General features: G+C 55.9%; 14 protein-coding genes and 1 pseudogene. 6 read left to right on the top strand and 9 right to left on the bottom strand.

Annotated features, from left to right (window positions below):
• Positions 1-24: 24 nt before the first annotated feature.
• From JC607_RS24295 to JC607_RS24275, 5 genes are all read right to left on the bottom strand, one after another.
• Entirely contained in the window at positions 25-759 is a 735-nt protein-coding gene (locus JC607_RS24295; RefSeq protein WP_198839290.1) for a TniQ family protein, read from the bottom strand.
• Positions 756-1703: a TniB family NTP-binding protein gene (locus JC607_RS24290; RefSeq protein WP_198839289.1), complete on the bottom strand. Its 948-nt coding sequence runs from the start codon at positions 1701-1703 to the stop codon at positions 756-758. Before JC607_RS24290 ends, JC607_RS24295 begins: the two co-directional genes overlap by 4 nt.
• Positions 1704-1705: 2 nt before the next feature.
• Positions 1706-3856 (bottom strand): DDE-type integrase/transposase/recombinase, encoded by a 2151-nt coding sequence (locus JC607_RS24285; protein WP_198839288.1) that lies wholly within the window; start codon positions 3854-3856, stop codon positions 1706-1708.
• Positions 3853-4353, bottom strand: coding sequence for a Tn7 transposase TnsA N-terminal domain-containing protein (locus JC607_RS24280; protein ID WP_233093137.1), 501 nt, complete (start codon positions 4351-4353; stop codon positions 3853-3855). The genes JC607_RS24285 and JC607_RS24280 overlap by 4 nt, the downstream gene beginning before the upstream one ends.
• Positions 4354-4576: 223 nt before the next feature.
• On the bottom strand, positions 4577-4813 hold the full coding sequence (locus tag JC607_RS24275) for a helix-turn-helix domain-containing protein (protein WP_198839287.1): 237 nt from the start codon (positions 4811-4813) through the stop codon (positions 4577-4579).
• Between the two features lie 183 nt (positions 4814-4996).
• On the opposite strand from JC607_RS24275, the gene JC607_RS24270 reads away from it, so the two are divergent.
• Together JC607_RS24270 and JC607_RS24265 are read left to right on the top strand one after the other, a co-directional pair.
• A complete protein-coding gene (locus JC607_RS24270) occupies positions 4997-5503 on the top strand; it encodes a hypothetical protein (protein WP_198839286.1) in 507 nt (168 codons plus the stop codon).
• A 54-nt stretch (positions 5504-5557) separates the two neighbouring features.
• Complete coding sequence (locus JC607_RS24265; protein ID WP_198839285.1) at positions 5558-5941, top strand: hypothetical protein; 384 nt, start codon at positions 5558-5560, stop codon at positions 5939-5941.
• Positions 5942-6428: 487 nt separating this feature from the next.
• Here JC607_RS24265 and JC607_RS24260 read toward each other — a convergent pair whose 3' ends face one another.
• From JC607_RS24260 to JC607_RS24250, 3 genes are all read right to left on the bottom strand, one after another.
• A complete protein-coding gene (locus JC607_RS24260; RefSeq protein ID WP_198839284.1) occupies positions 6429-8411 on the bottom strand; it encodes an ATP-dependent endonuclease in 1983 nt (660 codons plus the stop codon).
• 305 nt (positions 8412-8716) lie between these two features.
• Positions 8717-9295, bottom strand: a complete 579-nt coding sequence (locus JC607_RS24255; RefSeq protein ID WP_198839283.1) for a hypothetical protein — start codon at positions 9293-9295, stop codon at positions 8717-8719.
• A gap of 151 nt (positions 9296-9446) precedes the next feature.
• Entirely contained in the window at positions 9447-9776 is a 330-nt protein-coding gene (locus JC607_RS24250) for a hypothetical protein (RefSeq protein WP_198839282.1), read from the bottom strand.
• Positions 9777-9885: 109 nt separating this feature from the next.
• Here JC607_RS24250 and JC607_RS24245 point away from each other — a divergent pair, with 109 nt between their 5' ends.
• Entirely contained in the window at positions 9886-10065 is a 180-nt protein-coding gene (locus JC607_RS24245; RefSeq protein WP_198839281.1) for a hypothetical protein, read from the top strand.
• A 200-nt stretch (positions 10066-10265) separates the two neighbouring features.
• Here the strand turns inward: JC607_RS24245 and JC607_RS25875 are convergent.
• Positions 10266-10502: pseudogene (locus tag JC607_RS25875) on the bottom strand (transposase); the annotation flags it as partial.
• A 298-nt stretch (positions 10503-10800) separates the two neighbouring features.
• On the opposite strand from JC607_RS25875, the gene JC607_RS24235 reads away from it, so the two are divergent.
• From JC607_RS24235 to JC607_RS24225, 3 genes are all read left to right on the top strand, one after another.
• Positions 10801-12891: an ATP-binding protein gene (locus tag JC607_RS24235; RefSeq protein WP_233093136.1), complete on the top strand. Its 2091-nt coding sequence runs from the start codon at positions 10801-10803 to the stop codon at positions 12889-12891.
• Positions 12892-13767: 876 nt separating this feature from the next.
• Positions 13768-14835, top strand: coding sequence for an endonuclease NucS domain-containing protein (locus JC607_RS26220; protein WP_198839280.1), 1068 nt, complete (start codon positions 13768-13770; stop codon positions 14833-14835).
• Positions 14832-16721 (top strand): hypothetical protein, encoded by a 1890-nt coding sequence (locus JC607_RS24225; protein WP_198839279.1) that lies wholly within the window; start codon positions 14832-14834, stop codon positions 16719-16721. Before JC607_RS26220 ends, JC607_RS24225 begins: the two co-directional genes overlap by 4 nt.
• The last annotated feature ends 96 nt before the right edge of the window (positions 16722-16817 follow it).

The raw sequence follows: 16817 nt of genomic DNA, 5'->3' as shown, positions 1-16817 counted from the left end.
AAAATTGGGCGCCGATGCCCCCCGTCAGGGGGTGAAAGTTGCACGCCGAAACACAATCGAAAGACCGATACTGCCCGCCTGATGCCATTCCGCTTCGGTAATCAGATCGCGGGGTGCATCCGGGCCAAGCAGGATCAACGCCCCGAGATTTTCAGAGGTCTGGGCTGCGACATGGAAAGGCAGCCTGTCGATCCATTCCTTCCCTGTGCCACCCTGAATACGGGCGAGCAGGTAGTTTTCCAACTGGCTTTCATCCGCTGTGATCGTATCAAAGCTTCCCGACCGAACGCGCGTGGCGTGGTACGCGAAGTCGAAGATCTCCTTGTTGGCCGGGGTGACAGGCAGTTCGACCAGCAGACAGCCATGCGTGCGGCAGCGGCGTATTGAACTGAGCTGCCAGATTGCCTGATGCGCGGTCCTACCACCGGCCAGGCAGGTGGGGCATGCCCGGATCCTGGTTCGGGCAAAGGCCGTGAACTTGATCCGCTCGCGGCCAAGACGAAACCAGCTGTCGGCAGTGAGGCGCGGCGTCCAGTTGAGCAGCAGTTCGGGCGCGCAGCCAGCCAGCGCGGCGAGACGAAGTACTTCGGTATCACTGCCATTAGTCAGGCCGCGATGGTCCAGCCCCATGTCCGAGCAGAACGTGATCAACCTGGGCGCACCATTGCGCCGCGCGAGGCGTGCGGCCAGCGACGTCGCACTTTCCCCTGCGACGCGCGGTACCGACAGGGGCAAAGACTGCAATGCGGAAAACATCATTCGTCCCCCCGCTTGAAAACCTGGCGAGTGTCGATGCGGTGATAATCATCGACAACGAACGGGTTGAATGCGTCGGCGCAGGAGCTGCGCACCTCATACGCCAGTTTGAAATGCCGCCACTCCAGATGATCGCCGCCTTCCATCAGTGCCATCTCTATCGCGCCAATGATGATCTCGATCACAAGGCCAAACTGGAACGCCGCGGCGTGGATCAGGCGCTCCGCCAGCGCGATTTCCGATGCGTCCTCTGCCAGACCCAAATCCGCGCGACGCGCATAACTCTCGATAAGACCTGCCACATCCGGGGCATGGCTGACCGGCGATAGCGCCCCGAAATGGACCGTGTCCATCCGGCGGGCAAGCTGAGGGTCATGATTCAGAATGCTCTCCAGCTCCTGCGTCCCGGACAGCAGAATGCCAACCGGCCAACCCTCGTCCGTCATCAGGGTCTTCAGCATCGAGGCCACAGCATCAAGTTCGTGCCGGGTGCCACGAGTGCTGAGATCCTGCGCTTCGTCGAGATGAAGGAACAGAACTTCGCGTTCGCGCAGCTGATGACGCACCAGATCCCAGATGTACCAGGCCTGCCTCTCAGAAGAGAGATGATAGCCGAGCGCGCGCAGGATGGTTTGGCCGACGAACTTAAGGGTCGCGGGAGAGGGCACTCTCAGGCTGATGATTGCGGCAGATGGCAAGGAAGATTGAGCAAGATCCTGGCGGGATCTGGCTATGAGTTGCGCGATTGCGCAGCTCTTGCCGGTTCCAGATGCGCCCGAGAGGGCAATGCCATGGGCCTCGGCATTGCGCCCGCCCGCGATATCGGCAAGCCGCTTTTCGATCAACAGCCGGAAGCGGGCCTGCAGGGGGTCAAATCTCTCGTGCCGGACATAATGTCCACGCAACGTCGCGATCTTCAGGGCGGTGCTACGGATGATATCATTCATGGTCAATGCTCCGCTTCATCGTCGAAGGTCCAGGATTTTCGGGATCTGGCTGGTTGCTCGGAGGGGCGTGGCACTGGAGCCTGAGCTGCGGTTGATTCACGGGGCGCAGGCAAATCGATCGGGATGATATCGATGCCATCGGTCAGCGGATCGCCGGTGCGCATCCAGTCACCAACATGCCCCACCGAAGAGGTCAGCGAGTAATGCAGCGCCTTTTCATTCCGGGCGACCTCGGCGTCGGTGACGTGGAACGGCGTCAGCTGCATCCGCAGCGCAGCAGCTCTATTGGTGTTGGAGATGCGGGCAATGGCCCGGTGCACCACTTCTTCCGAAAGCGTAGCCGCTCGCTGATGCTTTATCCGGAGGGCGCGACAAGCTTCCTGCCAGTCCGTATATCTGACGCCATCAAAGCCCCGGTGATTACAGATCGCGGAATGCCAGGCATCCCCGACTTTCACGGCGATCCACCCGAGATCGAAAAGATCGGCACGGATTTCCACATCGCGCTCTGGGGCATGCAGGAACATCTCCCGCAGTGCCGGACAGCTGTAGGACAAGCCCGCAAACAGCACGCCGTCACCCCGGATTTTCCGGCTCATGGGGCGGCCGAACACCTTTCTGAGCGTCAGGCCATCTGGAATGGGCAGGAGACCTTGTTCTTTCGAAAGCCGTTTCCAGCAATCAGCCGGGGTCTCGCCGTGCAGCCCCCGATGGGGTTCGTTGTGATAGATATCAACGAAGAAGGTCAGCAGGACACGGATCAGGTCGTCATCATCAAGGCAGGCCAACTGCTCCGAGGGATAGTCGCCCCTGTCGACCGGATCGAAGAAAGTCCGCCCCGAAAGAAGGGGCATGAGCTTAAACCCGATTGTCCGGAACATGGTTTCGATGGTGCCGCGCAGATGGGGCATGCCGGCGGGCGGAAAGTGCATGGTCAGGCCAAGTGCCGTCGCCGTGGCACGGAAATCTGCCGACATGAAGGCAGATCCCTGATCCGTGACCAGTGCGCCGATACCACCCCGCTGGTCCCAGGCACTCTCACAACCGGCGGCTCGGGCATAGGGCGTCCGGTCGACAAAGATGTCCCGCAAAGTGCGGATTGCGTCCTGTGCGTTCGGGGTATCCGCGAGGCGCATCGCCAGAATACACTTTGTAGCGCAATCTATTGCCAGATAGAGCCAGCGCCGCCCCTTCAGCCGTTCCACCTGATCCACAGGCAGATGTGCCAGAACGCCCGAGGGGGCCAAAAGGGTGATAACATCAAGGCGATGCTCATCCATTTCGACCCGTTCACCAGGTGTCAGGACCTCGACACCCGTCTCGATGAGCCGGTACTTGCGGTTCGCGGCATCAACCCCGTAGCGTTTCGCGCACAAATAGTATCGATCCACGCCGTCCAGGCGACGGTGCAGGCTGCGCGAGGACGGAACAGTCAGCGGAGGCAACTCCTCATCAAGCCGCTGCACGTTTTCGGCCTTGAAGCGGTTCAACGTCTCGGCAATGGCCTGATCTTTGGTTGGTCGCTGCGACGATGCATAGATATCAATGACCTGATAGGCGAAGGCTTCTGATGCATGGCACCAGCGTAATCCCCGGTTGCCGCTGCGGTGCCAGTGCGGAAGCAGCGCGAGCACATCGTGGCCTCCTTCTTCGTATAGTGCCAGCCACCGCAAAATTGACTTTGCACAAGGGAACTTGCGAGAAACAGTCAGCGCTCCCGCTCTGCCGGACTCGCGGTCCTTGATCTGCTGTCCGTCGAGCCTCTTCGTCTCATACTCAAGGAGAGGGCGCGCGGCATCGACCGCGCAGTAGGTTCGTTTGATCTTCCCTTGCTGCTCCAGCAGCAGGAATGCATCGCACGCCGCTTTCTGCCACAACAGGACCGCCCGAACATCGCTATCCAGTTCTGACAACAGATCTACCGGGCATGTTTGGCGCAGCCGAGCCCGTGCCGCCGTGAAATATCCCGGCGTAAAGCGCGTATCGGGTGCCCTGAGAAGCGCAGCAATCTCTTCATGCGTGAAGCTTTGGGTTGTGCCCGGCCTGTCGGCCTGTTCGAGGATGATAAAATCGTCCTGCACGTCCACCGGCCGATAGGGGACATCGGCAAGACTCAGCAGATCGGAATGTGAAAGGCGAAGCCGCATGTTCATGCCGCCACCTCCGACAACGCCGGGCGGGACCGCATGAGCTGACGCGCGGCGTCAGCGGCTGCCCGTTTGTCCAGATGTTCATCCGTGACGAGCTTGATGCGATGCGCAAAATGCTTCGGCATCGCGGCGGCGACATGGCGCAGCTCAGTCATAAAATCCCTGCGAATTACGCGCTCGGCAGGCTTGATCGCCACTGCAATCCGTTCGCCATCCGCCATGCGCAGCAGAAAATCGAAGGTATGGTGCGCCCGGGTGCCATCCTGCCGCTGGTAGACAAGTGCGGGCGGTTGCTCGACGATGTCGACAACATCATCGCGCACCAGTGTCAGGCACAGAAAGCGATATTCCAGCATACTTTCAAACTGGATAACACGAGGCCGCGGAAACGCAGGCAGCATGGCGATCATGCTGCCACGGAGGCTGCCCCTGGAACGGTGCACGACGTCGCGGCTCGCGCGGCTCGGATCCGGCCCGCGGTAAATCAAGTTCTGGATCATGTAGTGTGTTCGGAGCGCAGGTGTTCCGGGCCGCTGCCGTCCGGCGCGGGGGAAGAAGCGCTTCCGCCTCCTTTCAGGAAATGCAGGGGGTGGCCCCGCCGAAACCACTCCGGCGGGTTGACTTTTTCTGCGTCTCGGGGGATGAAAGAGGTGTCGGGTATCAATCGACGCCTACTTTTGGTGAGCCTTCCTGTTACCAGCAGGAAGGTTTTCGCCTTTGACGCTACATGGGCACGTCGTCCTCCTTTACTGGGTATCGTTCAGGAAACAGCTCTTGCGGGGTTGTGCCAATCACCCTGGCTATTGCTGCTTGTATGCGATGAGAGCGCCGATAGCCTTGGCTCACCACGGTGACACTGGACGGCAGAACGCCTTCCGACTTCGCGACCTGCGCAAACGAGCTTCCGCCGGATCTCAGGCGAAACTTTATCAGCTCGTGACGTTGCAGATCGACAGACATGGAAAACCTCAGGCAAACTTCTTGGGCCACTGTCTCGGCACATAGATTCAGCGGCGATTCGTGCCGTCAACTCTCTTGCGGTTTGCTCGTGTCGTTTCTTCACCAAACCCGCCTGCAAACCTGAGGTAATGTGAGAAGGCCCTGCCAAATATGCCAACTATGGTATCGTCAAAATCAGGCAGAATGCTGCTGATACGCGTGGTTGGAAGTGACTTCGATATGCGGAAGCGCTGCTGGTATCGGCGCGACGTCATCGAAACCGGGCGAAGGTTTGCAATGGAATCACGCCGCAGGGACGAACCCGTCCCAGCTGAGGAAATTCACGCGGTGTTCATGCGCGACGGCACGATGGCAAGCTTCATGCGGCACTACGGGATTGGCTCAAGAAAGGCTCTGAAGGTTCTGGAACTCTATGGCATTCCCTTCCGCGCCTATATCAGCAAAGAGTTTCAAGAAGGTGCTACGTTAGCGGACCTCCGCGAGCGTCATTCAGTCGGAGAAGCGACGCTGTCACGCTGGCTTCGTGATGCCGGGACAAAAGTGAGCTCAGGTCGCAAGATCCCAGATATGCCGGAAGATCAGGTTCGCCAGCTTTGGATCTCTACGCGCTCGATCAATTACGTCGCAAATGCCTATAATGTGCATTGGAAGACGGCGCAGAAGAGGCTTCAGGAGTTGGGACTATCGTGATCGTGCGTCCGTGGCGTGAACACTCGAAGGCTGCGTGCCGCCCGGGAAATATCCATGCCTGCTGGCCGATTGTTGAGGGCTTCAAGGCTACAGGATGAATTTCTAGATGTTTCCAGACAAGTCATCCAGAAAGGCTTTTTCGTCTTGGAGCTGCTTGAAGCCGTCCTGACGAACCCGCTGCTGAAGTGCCGCAATACTTCCCCGCCGATGAGCTGCATGGCTCACCGTGAGAGAGCTCCCGATGCGAATAATGCTATCGAGCCTGCTGTTCAGGTCTTCACGCATCTCCTTCCGGAATTCTCGCAGAAGCCGGATCGTGTGATCGTACCAATCGTCGCTCATCGTGAACTCCTTTCCAGAAGTATAGACGTTGAAGCCAAGAAAATCGACGCAAATGCTGATCAGATGTCGTTCGCAGATGGGCGGGGAGCTGTCTGACTGCGCTGCGGCGTGGCTATCGCAGAAACACTGCCAGAGCAGTCGTTCAAGCCGGCCGCAGCAGGATCCCTGCTGGATTGGTCGTGAGGGCGGAAAGCAGCCATCCCCCCTCATCCCCTAACTCATGGAGGTAAGGAGAAACGGACATGCCGTCCTATTCAGTGTACGGTCTATGCGGTTAGGCAAGCAGTTTGGCGGCTGTCCGGCATGGTTTCTGTTAGGAATCCACAAAATTTCTCTGTGGTATGGGCCGCCGCTATTTTGACTGTGTATTCATCCTAAACGAGCAGATTGCGCTGGATTTATAAGTTTGAGCCAAGCCGTGCGCTCCGTAAGTTGAGCACCCAACCAGCGCAAGCTCATAGCCACGTCTCCAAATAAATGCAGCCCCTGTTGCAGGAGCTGCAACCTACAAGAATTTACGAGGAAGTCAGGTGCTGAGCGGGGACCATTGGATTATTCTAATATCGGAGAAATGACACTGAGGCTATTGGCCTGCGAGCACATTATCATTACTAGTACCATCAGCTCTATGAGAGTCATCCCAATTGCTTTCCGTAGCAGCTGCAGTAAGTTTCACCAAAAGGTCGGCGACAAATTCTGAGGCGTCACAGTCTGGATGAGCGTCTTCGGCATAACCTTGGGGAGATTTAAGCGCTGTCAAAAGATCTTGGATATATTTCTTTAGCGCAGCGCTCTCTTTAATTTTACCATATGCCTCAAAAGGTTTCCCGCCCGCTCCACGCGGCAGGCCAATCCTTCTTTCGAAATCGGGTATGCTGACCTCATGGGAAACGCAAACGCCTTTTGACTTTGCAGAATTAACCAGCTTGCGAATCTCTAAGTTGTGCGACCATGATCCCGATTTTTTTCTTTGACCATCTGCATTGAAACTACGCTTTGCATCATAAGGCCAATCGCAGTCATGAATGACCCCGAAATTTTTGCGGAAGTGAATTAACATTCTCATTACGGCACGAAGTTGAGGCTTACCACGCGTCTTGATAATGGTTACATGATCAATGAGCTCATGGCCTACTTCTACGACCGCCGCAATAAAAGCGGCGTGTTCCGTGTCTCCCTCTACAACTATCGGATAGCTGCCAAAAAATACTTCGCAGAATGTAGGGTCCATTTCTTGGATGGCCTTTAGAACGTCCTTCTCGTCCTCCGTGAAACCTGCCGTATCAGTTCTATAGGTTCTCGGTGACAAGTGTGCTCCAGCCTCCTCACGCTCCAACCTTAGAATTGTGGTATGATCTACAGCGGGATTTACAAAAAGCGTTGAATGCGTGGTCATCATTACCTGCCACTCAGGCTGTTGCGCTAACTGATACAGTTGCCGTTGAGCTGCACGTGCAGCCAAAGGGTGAAGAGCATTCTCTGGCTCATCTATCAAAAGAATATATCCAGGCAACGCAGGATCACCTTCATCACGGGGAATAACACCTCCAGCTCTGATGGCATCCATTTGAGCCTGAACTTCAGCGGATTTCACTGGGTCTTGTGAAACCTTTTTAATTTGAACTCCCAGATCTTTAATTCTCTGGTCACGTACCTTTTTATCGCTCTCCAATTGATTTCGAACCTGCAGCATAGTCCAGAAAAGAGCGCGCTGAGCACCAGCTCCCTGCTGAGAGAGTTGAACTTCAGATCCACCATCTGTAATCCTGAGGCCAGAGCCGTCGCCTACTAACTTTGATACGTCGAATTTTGGAGGAGCCGATTTAACGTTAAGCTTCACCGCAAGTCCAGGAAAAACATCCGATAAGCCTTTTTCGACACTCTGAACCGCATCTTCAAATTGTGCAGCCTGTTCAGCGACAATGCCTTGAACGCTTTCCTGTAAGGCCGACACCGCTTGAAAGAGAGCAGTGTGATCACTCGCGGCAGCAGTTGCCAAGGCAGTGACCACGGGCTCCAGAACAAGCTTTAGTAGTGCCTTCTCCGCTTCGGCAGGATCATTTCTGGAGCCGATTCGAACAGGTTGAGGCAGCCGTGATTTGAATACATTATCTGCCCCACCAGCCTTACCATCCTGGGCATATCCTTCATTTTCCTCAATCGGTTGCCCAGGCATGAGCGTCTGTCGTATCGGAAAGTTTTTCGAATCACCAAGATGTTGCTGCCACCACTGCCAGCGGCTAGTCAGGATACGAAAATCACCCTCCGTTCGCTTCCACTCGGCCCCAACATTGCCCAGACCGTCTGGGATATGAATCTCTAAGACAACTTCAGAAGGCTGATCTTCGCTTGCTTGAGCGTAACGATCGCGGGACCAGTCGAATTTTTCTGAACCTTGAGCGAGCTCATATGAGCGCAACACAGTTGACTTTCCTGCATTGTTCTTACCAACAATGCAGACAATATCGTCCATTTCGACCGTTAGGCCTTCCGGGCCAATGCAGCCAATGTTTTTTATATTCAGACGAACAAGTTTAGATCTATTTTCTGGCATGAATTTCTCCATTGCATTGTTCCAACCAAGCAATCTTGCGGCCCTCAGACATCCACACAATTTGTTAATGATGAACGACCGAAACATCGGCCCACTCCATTCAAAATGATACTTGGCAGGCACCCCATCTTAATGGGGCCATGAACAGAGGGTTGCATAAGATGAGCATATGATCGGAAACAAATGAGTGCAAGTCCACCCATCAGATTGCCACTTTCCGTCATGCCGCCACGCAGGCTAACGAAAGGCGGAATGACGACCATGGATCGTATCAATCTCCAACAAATCTCGCGCACTGAAACGTCCCGATAAGGGCTTCAACTACTAATTCCTGCCACTATCTCTTCATAGGTCATACCACTGGGTGCGGAATCCAGATAAGTTCGAATCATACCTTTATCCTCAGCCAACGCGAGCATTCCAGCGTGCTCTCGTTCCTTATGATCTACCATGGCAGCACCCCCGGCACTGCGGAACTCGTCAAGTGCCGCCCGACCGGGCTCAGACATTTCACGGTGGTAGCTGTAGACATGCCCCCGACCAAAGACGTGATCGAGATAGATTAGTTGGCCGGGCGGGTTGATGTCCGGCCGTGAGGTAAAAGCGAGGCTAACATCGGTCTTCTTTCCGCTGAACTCCAACCACGCATGTGACATTAGCACCTCATCGGTGCCATCGTTGATATACCCGATCACCGGCTCGACGATGATGCCGTGACTCTTTTTGATGTATTCGTAGAGAAAGAATACCGAATGATAGCACATCTCACTGACACGTCTCGGATGAATGAAGCGGTCAAAGAGCGCACGCGCGCACTCGTAAACGACACGCTCTTCATCCGTCAGTGCATCAAGCCATTTCTTCAGATCTGCTGCATTCCGCTTTGCTTCACCCATACTTTCCCCCCTCTATTGTGACCGTGAAGACTGTCTCGGCATGCGCAGGATGTCCATGAATTCCTTCACAGTCGAACGCTGTCCGCTGAGCATCATACCATAGACAAGTCTTCGCCGGGCACCATTCGAGCCTCGGTTTACAGGGATTCGGTCACACAGCGTAGGGCGAGGTTGACCGTCCGCTCTGGGCCGAGTTGCAGTTGAGGCAACGATGTTCGTCCCGTGCCGTGAAATTAATGCGACTCCTTTCTTGCACACCCCAAACGGCGTCACCGAGCTTCAATCCGAGTTGCCTCCCAGCTTCCGTCACGGAAGGCTTCGCCGCCAGAAGTCGGGCCAGCTTATCGCGCGCCCGCAGGACATCGAGGGCAAGCGCCTCTTTCATCGAAGCCCGCACAAGCGACTCCGTCGTGGAGCGCACGGTCGACGGAGCCGGCATGCCGTCCCGGACCTCCATCGCAGCGATCAGATCGTCCGTCATGCACGCCTCAAGCCAGGCGAACAGCGGTTGTGGCAGATCACCTCGATTGCGGGAAGCCGTTCCAGCCGTCAGATCAGCGCGCTGATCTGACGGCCGCCCGCTGCCCACAGTGCTTGCCGATGGCACAACGACCCCCGGCTACGACCTCATCGTCGATGGCGTGCAGGTCCAGGTGAAAAGCGGCGCCAGCACCGCATTGCTCGAGGACCATTTCGCGAAATATCCCGACATTCCCGTCATCGCGGACAATGCTTTGGCCTTGAAGGCGCAGGCAATGGACGAGACCTGAGCCCCAAAGGTGACGACGACCACCGGTTTTGACCTCGATTAGGTGCAGAGTCTCGTCGATCAGTCCCTACTGGCTGCGGCCGAGTGGGGAGCCGTCGCGGTGCCGCTCTATGCAACCCCGATCGGCGGCGCACAAGGCATGGACAGGACAGATACCCGGACACTATCCTTGGCACATGCTATTGCTGCAATCGAAGAGTGTGAAGTAGGCATCCGGGTTGCCCGACCGGAGCCGCTGCCGAACAATACCTTCATGGAAAGGCAGGTCTGGATGGCGGCATCACTGTAGGTCTGCTGCCTGCCACGTCGGCCAGTCGGCGCGGCCTCCCAGCTCATATCAGAGCCGGACCAGATCGTCAGCGAGCCACGGCGCTTGAGCGCCTCGTTGTAGGCTGGCCAGTTCCTGGTTTTTTAGGTCGGGGGCCTAGGTCTGCTCATGCCTCAAAGTTACCATGCTGGATTCATGAGATGAATCCCAAACGGGATTTACGCAGCAGAGCCCCAGCAGCCAACAAAGTGCAGGAAGGCAAAAACCTCTCACGTCCCATGCAGCCGCCGTTCAGCGCCTTGCGGGCCAGCCGGTCCGACGATGCCCAGGGCCCCAGTCACCGCGCAGATCCGCCAAAGCCTGGTCAGCCCACGCATGGCGCACCTCAGAAGCCTTGGATCAGATCCTGCCTCCCAGGAAAGCTACCTCAACAGCGTGGCGGTTGGCCGCCCGAGGTGCTATCGGTACATGCAACTCTTTGTGCTGCCCCATGCGATACCATCGAGGTTTGAAATGCGCCATCGTCCCGTTGACCTTGCATCCGAAATACAACGCGCTTCTTTACCTCGTGGATTGGCAGGCTTCCTTTTCCCGCTATTCGAAGCCGTTTCGAACGCGCTTCACTCTATTGAAGATCGTTTTGGCGACGATGTCCCTGCAAAGGGAAGCATCCGGATTACTTTCGATCAAGCCTCCAAAACGCTGGCAGTAGTGGATAATGGTGATGGTTTCTCGATTGAGAACGTCCGCCATTTCCTGACTCCATTCACTGGACATAAATTTCAACGGAACGGAAAGGGGTTCGGACGCTTCATTTCCTTCAAGATATTCGATGAGGTATTTTACTCTTCGAGGACAGAGACTGCGCCTGGAAAATATGATTTAGAGAGCTATGAATACAAGCCGCTAAGTGATGAAGATAACTTGGTCCCCATGAGTGGTTTCGAGCGGATATCCGCACATCCACATGACCGAGGGCTTTCGGTTCTTTTCTGCAAACCCCGAGAGGACTACACTTCGTTCTTTGATCTTGCATCGGACGATATCGATGGATCCCTTACAGAGCTAGACGTAGTTGAATGCATCCTCGACCACTTCCTCCTGGATTTTATTCAAGGGAAGACCCCGAATGACTTCATTTTCGATATCAACGGTGTAAAATTCAACCTCACCGATTATTTCGCAAGCAGCATCCGGAATGTTGGCCGAAAAATTGTACCCGTCTCGATCGATGGGACAGTATATGATTTTGAGCTTACCTTCATGCAAATCGAGGCCGGGAAAGCCAAGCAACACGATCTTTATTTCTATGTTGATAATCGCGCAACCAGCGACCTGGAACACATTTCCAAAGGCCTCAAAGATAACTCATTCGAGGACGATGCGGGCCGGAAGTATTTCTATTTGGTGGCCGCAACAAGCTCCTTCTTTCGGGCCTCTCAGTCCCGCGACAAGATCGAAAACCTGAACGCCAAGATAGATGGTGGAACTCGTGCCCCCACAGTTCGCAAAGAGCTCACTCAGATTGCGAAGAACCTTATTCTAGACTTCGAACCCGAGTATGAGTCGCGTCGAAGAAATCAGATTCGGAAGAACGTTGAAGAGCTTATAGCCCTTGATCCAATTCTTAGGCGAGGGCTGGGAGGAAAGACACTCGACGAGTTCGTCAATTCTCGAGGGATACTTGAATCTAAGGAGCAACTTGCAGCCGACCTCTTCATCGAGCGCCAGCGTCAGAAATTCGATTTCCGCAAGATAAACTCGACCACACCGTATGAAGACCTTCAAAGGGTCGTCAGAGAGAATATCCGAGACGAGGCCAAAGAGGCTTTGGCTGTGTACGTGGCATATCGATCCAACACGATCCGCATCTTCAAGGAGATGCTCAATCGCCAGGATGGGAGATTCGCCAAAGAGGATGCGGTTCATGAGTTGGTCTACCCCCGCTATAAGGATAGCGAAGAGATTAACTATGACAGCCACAATCTTTGGCTGATCGACGATGACCTTGCCTATGCGGAATACATCTCTAGCGATCGCACAACCGCTGGAAAGGGCCGCGCAGCTGGGGACTACGCGCATGACCTTCTGATAAACAACCAAGATGAACTTCTTGTCGTGGAAATGAAGCGACCAATGAAAAAGACATTCGAGCACGGTGAAGAACCCAAGAGTCCGACCGACAACCCAGTTCAGCAGGTAAAAGATCAAGTTGCTCAAATTCGCGATCGCGGGAAAATTATTAGCAGTGGCGGTCGCGACATCTTAATTAAACCTGATAGGATGGTTCGGGCTTATGTTCTGATGGACTGGAATGAGAAATTAGAAGCTTATCTCAAACGCGAAGAGTTTGTCCTTTCCAATCAAGGCGGTCCGATGGCTTACCGATATTTTCCGTGGCATAATATGATAGTTGAGGTTCTGGCCTTTGATCGCCTTGCGGACAGGGCAGCTAAGCGGAACGAGGTTTTCGAGAGTATACTTAAGGGTCAGTCTAACCACACGGGCAAGAGGCAAGACCCACTTCTCGTCTCCCTGTCGGCGGCAGCTGTCGGCTGACCAAGTATCGAAGAGATCGACCCGCGAGCTACACTGGGCCGGTCCACCTCCAGTAGTTTGTCGCTCTATCATTCGTCGACGCACTATGGCTGCCCCAATTTGACGCAACCTAGATCCGAGAACTCTAGTCCGTTTTTTTAACGCCGTGCTGGCTTCTTAGCGTTCCCGGCTTTGGCGACGGGCCCGATCGAGTGCCAACGTGCTTGCTAGGTCCTGGATGGGCACCTTCTGGTCTGATCTCAGCTCACCAACAATATCAACGCTGCTTGCCTGCGCGCACTTCATTTATCTTATTCGGAGGCGCCTTCGACGCGCATCCGGGCATTCATCTGCGCCATAACACTCGCGGCACCTTTGACTGTCTGATCCCTTGGTGCAGAAGATCTGGAGACTGAAGCTTCGCTTGCGACATAGAGGTTATTTACCCGAAACATGCTGCGCCCTTTATCGAACTACCGGTTCAGGGAACACTGCCTTGCAGCATTGGCAGCTGGCGACTGTCGGCTATGGACCGCGCCGAACAATTCGTGGGCATTGACACGGCTGAAGAGCCGAAACTGCTGATTGTTGCTCCGCAGTATGTTGCTCGAAGGGATATAGCTCACGTTCACGCAGCGGCGGCTCGCGACCAAAATACGCCGTACCCCGTCGCGGGCAGGAACAGCGGCCCATTCAAACACCCGCCATTAACCTGACATAGATTTTCCAGGAAGCATCGTGCGCCAGCTTCTAACGGCTGGGCAACTCAGTGTTGATCCCATAAACTATTTCTGTTCATGTGAGGAGGAGGCTGTCGTCATGGATGTTTATTGCTGACCGACTATTCTCGACGCGGCCAGGACCCGCGCGGTCTAATTACATCAAGGGGAAAGACCTGTGAGCGGAACGATTTCGGCAGATGCACTTGGGCGTCTACGCGCAGCTAAGGCCGCAATGCAGAAGGACGGTGAAATTCGTGAGATTCTCGAATCTCGAGATAGCGTCGTCGATCGCTATGGTCCGCAGTTCCAGCCTGGCCATATTGAGCAGATCGACGAAAAGGTTTTGCGCTCATTTCTCTTGATCGAGAACAACAAGCACTGGTCTGGGCTCTTCCGACAGAGCAACCGCATTTGCACTGACATGGCCGCAACTCGCGCCGCTCTCGGCGCGCTGGTCGATGAAAGCCGGCCGATTGAGGAGCGGACCCGGGCCGCGACCGATGTAAAGGGTCTAGGCAAGGGAATCATCACTGCGATCCTGATCGTGGCGTACCCAAACAAGTATGGCGTCTGGAATAACACCTCCGAGCGTGGGCTGGTCGACCTCGACCTGATGCCTGATTGGCCGCGCGGGGCAAGCTTTGGCGTACGCTATGCCGCAATCAATGCCGTCCTCAATGAACTAGCTAGGGAACTCGAGGTCGACCTTTGGACCCTCGACACCATTTGGTGGTATCTTTCCGGCGAACAGGAGGAAATTGAAGTCGCGGATGAAACCTCGCCGATTTCTGATGTCCGAACCGCGCAAGTTGCGGCCCGCTTTGCGATCGAACGCCACCTACATGACTACCTTTTCGACAACTGGTCTCAGCTCGAGCTGTCTAACGACTGGGATTTGTTCTTTCGTGACGGGGAACCGGAGGCAGGATACGAGTTTCCGACCCCGATCGGCAGAATTGACCTCTTGGCGAAACATAGACGTGAGCCCAGATGGCTAGTGATCGAGCTCAAGCGTGACAAGTCGTCCGATGCGGTCGTCGGGCAAATACTGCGCTATATCGGATGGGTTAAGGCCCACCTTGCTCAGGCAGGTGAGGCTGTAGAGGGACTGGTCATCGCCTCACGAGGGGAGGACAAGCTCCACTATGCCCTTAGCGCAGTGCCATCCGTCTCGTTCAAAAGCTACGAGGTGGAGTTTCGACTGAAGGACGGACCTTCATTCGAAGAGTTCTCGCGCTCATGATCAAACGACCGGCCGTCGAGCGCTTAGCTGTCGAACGTTCAGATGAAAAGATAGAAGAGAAAGCTGACTTGCAGAAAGAGCCTATCGAAACGAGCTCAGAGATGAACGAGGTTGAGGCGCTCACGTCGATCCTCGATGACGCGTGGCTAGCCAGGTTCGGACTCCCAAGCGAGCGTCCCGAAGGCGTAGCGCCACTCGAAACCGAGGCGCGCGTGCTCAACGGGAGGCAGGAACCCCAGCTGTTACCCGTTCAAGCCTTCGCTGTGCTCGATGCCATCGATGACTTGAAGGATGCGGGCGATTCCGATCGTACGATTGTCCGGGAATTCGTGTTTCGATCGCTGCGGTCTGGATGGCCGGCGAACGCAGATGGTTTGACCGATGCGGTTCTCCAGAACACAGGCGATTACACGCGCTGCTTTGATCGGCTGCCACCGGATTTGGCCGGCTACCCCCGTCTGACTCGCGCCATGACCGAACGACTGATGTCGAAGCTGTCCTACCATGACTTTCAATTGGCTCAGCTCCTAAGATTCAGTGCTCAGGACTTGCGCCCGTTGATCCATCAGGCAAGCCGCAGTCCGAGAAGCGACGTCGGACGGCTGATCCCGAACCTTCTAAAGCAGTCACGCAGCTCCGGGGAGTGGAGGCGCGTGCAGTCCGCCTGCTTCCTTCGGGACGTGGCCGACGAAATCGAAGACGAACACGAAGACGATCTCATCCGGCTCCTCGACAGCCTGCCCATGCGATGGAGAAACCTGCACCCCGACTTCGACCTCATAGCATGCACGCCAGAGGTCCGTGCCGCGTGGGTGGCCAATCTCGTCAGCCTTGCAGGCAAAGCGGATAACATGCGCTCTGCACTGCTCGAGGGTATTCTCTGGCACGGATCGGAGCGGGTCGATGAACTCGTCATGACCGTTGCCGCCGCGATCTGCGAGGCGTCCTTGGACCAAGGATCGAGCGTCTTGGACAGCCTGTTGGCACATCCTTCGTCGCTGGTGCGTCACCGTGCCACTGCGCTCCGACAGCTGGGGGCAGACGAGCCAATCGAGGCTGACCGCCCTCTCCCGACCGGCATACTGGATTCCGGTCGGCGGCTGGCCGAACTTGACGAGCGTCATCGCGCGAGTCCGCTGACCTGGATAGGCGACAGGCAGGTCGAGATGGCGATCGAGAGTGCTGTGCGGCGGGCGGCCTCAACCTTCACGGGTTCCTACGAGGGGCATTGGCGCGAGGATGAGGAGCCGCTGACCGTCAAGCTGCTTAGCGACGTAAGGGTAGCGCTCGGAATTGTCGAGGCAGATATTGCCGCCGTAGCGGGAAGACGACCGGGAGGGCGCCGCATCTCCTTCAGTCTCCGCGATCGGATGGTCTCCAAGCACGAAGAGGGACAACCGGGTATCGATCCGACCACATCCTTCTCGACCGACGTCTGCCTGATCATGACGGCTCGTAGGGATGGAAAGGTGTTGGCGAACCGTGCGACGCTGATCCAAGTCAAAAAGCTCAAGAAAGGGCCCGATGCTCGCTGGAAGAACAGCTTCGAGATCGTAAGACAGCAGCTCACAGACATTTCAAAGAACACAGACGCAGCGTTCTACATGCTATTGGGACCCGAATCCGCCGGTAGGGCGATCGAGATAGTACCAGCCAGGCTCGTCGCCGAACATCTGCCGAGCTGCGGAAAGACCCTAGCACTTCGTCGCGAGCTCGTGGCGCTCGCATCCCGTAGCCTGGCTAGGTGGCTAACCTACGACGTCGTCGGTCTATGGACGGGCGATCCCAAGGTACAGGTAGTACGAAAGGCTGCCGGCGAGGATGGCCGCCGACCGTATCTGCTGGTGGAGCTGGAGGTGTCGATCGCTTCCGATATCGTGGACTGAGTAGGGACGCGCAGGCTGCCCGGCCGGGCAATCGATCGGAATGTTGAACGGCTTGCAATAAGGACCCCGCTTCTGGGGTGATCGGCGTCCAAAAGG

This window comes from Paracoccus sp. IB05 (genome assembly GCF_016405985.1).
Taxonomy (GTDB): Bacteria; Pseudomonadota; Alphaproteobacteria; order Rhodobacterales; family Rhodobacteraceae; genus Pseudogemmobacter.
This window is presented reverse-complemented; position numbering and strand designations above follow the sequence as displayed.

What these genes read in the sequence shown, in the direction of transcription:
- JC607_RS24295 (WP_198839290.1), bottom strand. Translation starts at nt 759, where the DNA reads ATGATGTTTTCCGCATTGCAGTCTTTGCCCCTGTCGGTACCGCGCGTC.
- JC607_RS24290 (WP_198839289.1), bottom strand. Translation starts at nt 1,703, where the DNA reads ATGAATGATATCATCCGTAGCACCGCCCTGAAGATCGCGACGTTGCGT.
- JC607_RS24285 (WP_198839288.1), bottom strand. Translation starts at nt 3,856, where the DNA reads ATGAACATGCGGCTTCGCCTTTCACATTCCGATCTGCTGAGTCTTGCC.
- JC607_RS24280 (WP_233093137.1), bottom strand. Translation starts at nt 4,353, where the DNA reads ATGATCCAGAACTTGATTTACCGCGGGCCGGATCCGAGCCGCGCGAGC.
- JC607_RS24275 (WP_198839287.1), bottom strand. Translation starts at nt 4,813, where the DNA reads ATGTCTGTCGATCTGCAACGTCACGAGCTGATAAAGTTTCGCCTGAGA.
- JC607_RS24270 (WP_198839286.1), top strand. Translation starts at nt 4,997, where the DNA reads ATGCTGCTGATACGCGTGGTTGGAAGTGACTTCGATATGCGGAAGCGC.
- JC607_RS24265 (WP_198839285.1), top strand. Translation starts at nt 5,558, where the DNA reads ATGCCTGCTGGCCGATTGTTGAGGGCTTCAAGGCTACAGGATGAATTT.
- JC607_RS24260 (WP_198839284.1), bottom strand. Translation starts at nt 8,411, where the DNA reads ATGGAGAAATTCATGCCAGAAAATAGATCTAAACTTGTTCGTCTGAAT.
- JC607_RS24255 (WP_198839283.1), bottom strand. Translation starts at nt 9,295, where the DNA reads ATGGGTGAAGCAAAGCGGAATGCAGCAGATCTGAAGAAATGGCTTGAT.
- JC607_RS24250 (WP_198839282.1), bottom strand. Translation starts at nt 9,776, where the DNA reads ATGACGGACGATCTGATCGCTGCGATGGAGGTCCGGGACGGCATGCCG.
- JC607_RS24235 (WP_233093136.1), top strand. Translation starts at nt 10,801, where the DNA reads ATGCAACTCTTTGTGCTGCCCCATGCGATACCATCGAGGTTTGAAATG.
- JC607_RS24225 (WP_198839279.1), top strand. Translation starts at nt 14,832, where the DNA reads ATGATCAAACGACCGGCCGTCGAGCGCTTAGCTGTCGAACGTTCAGAT.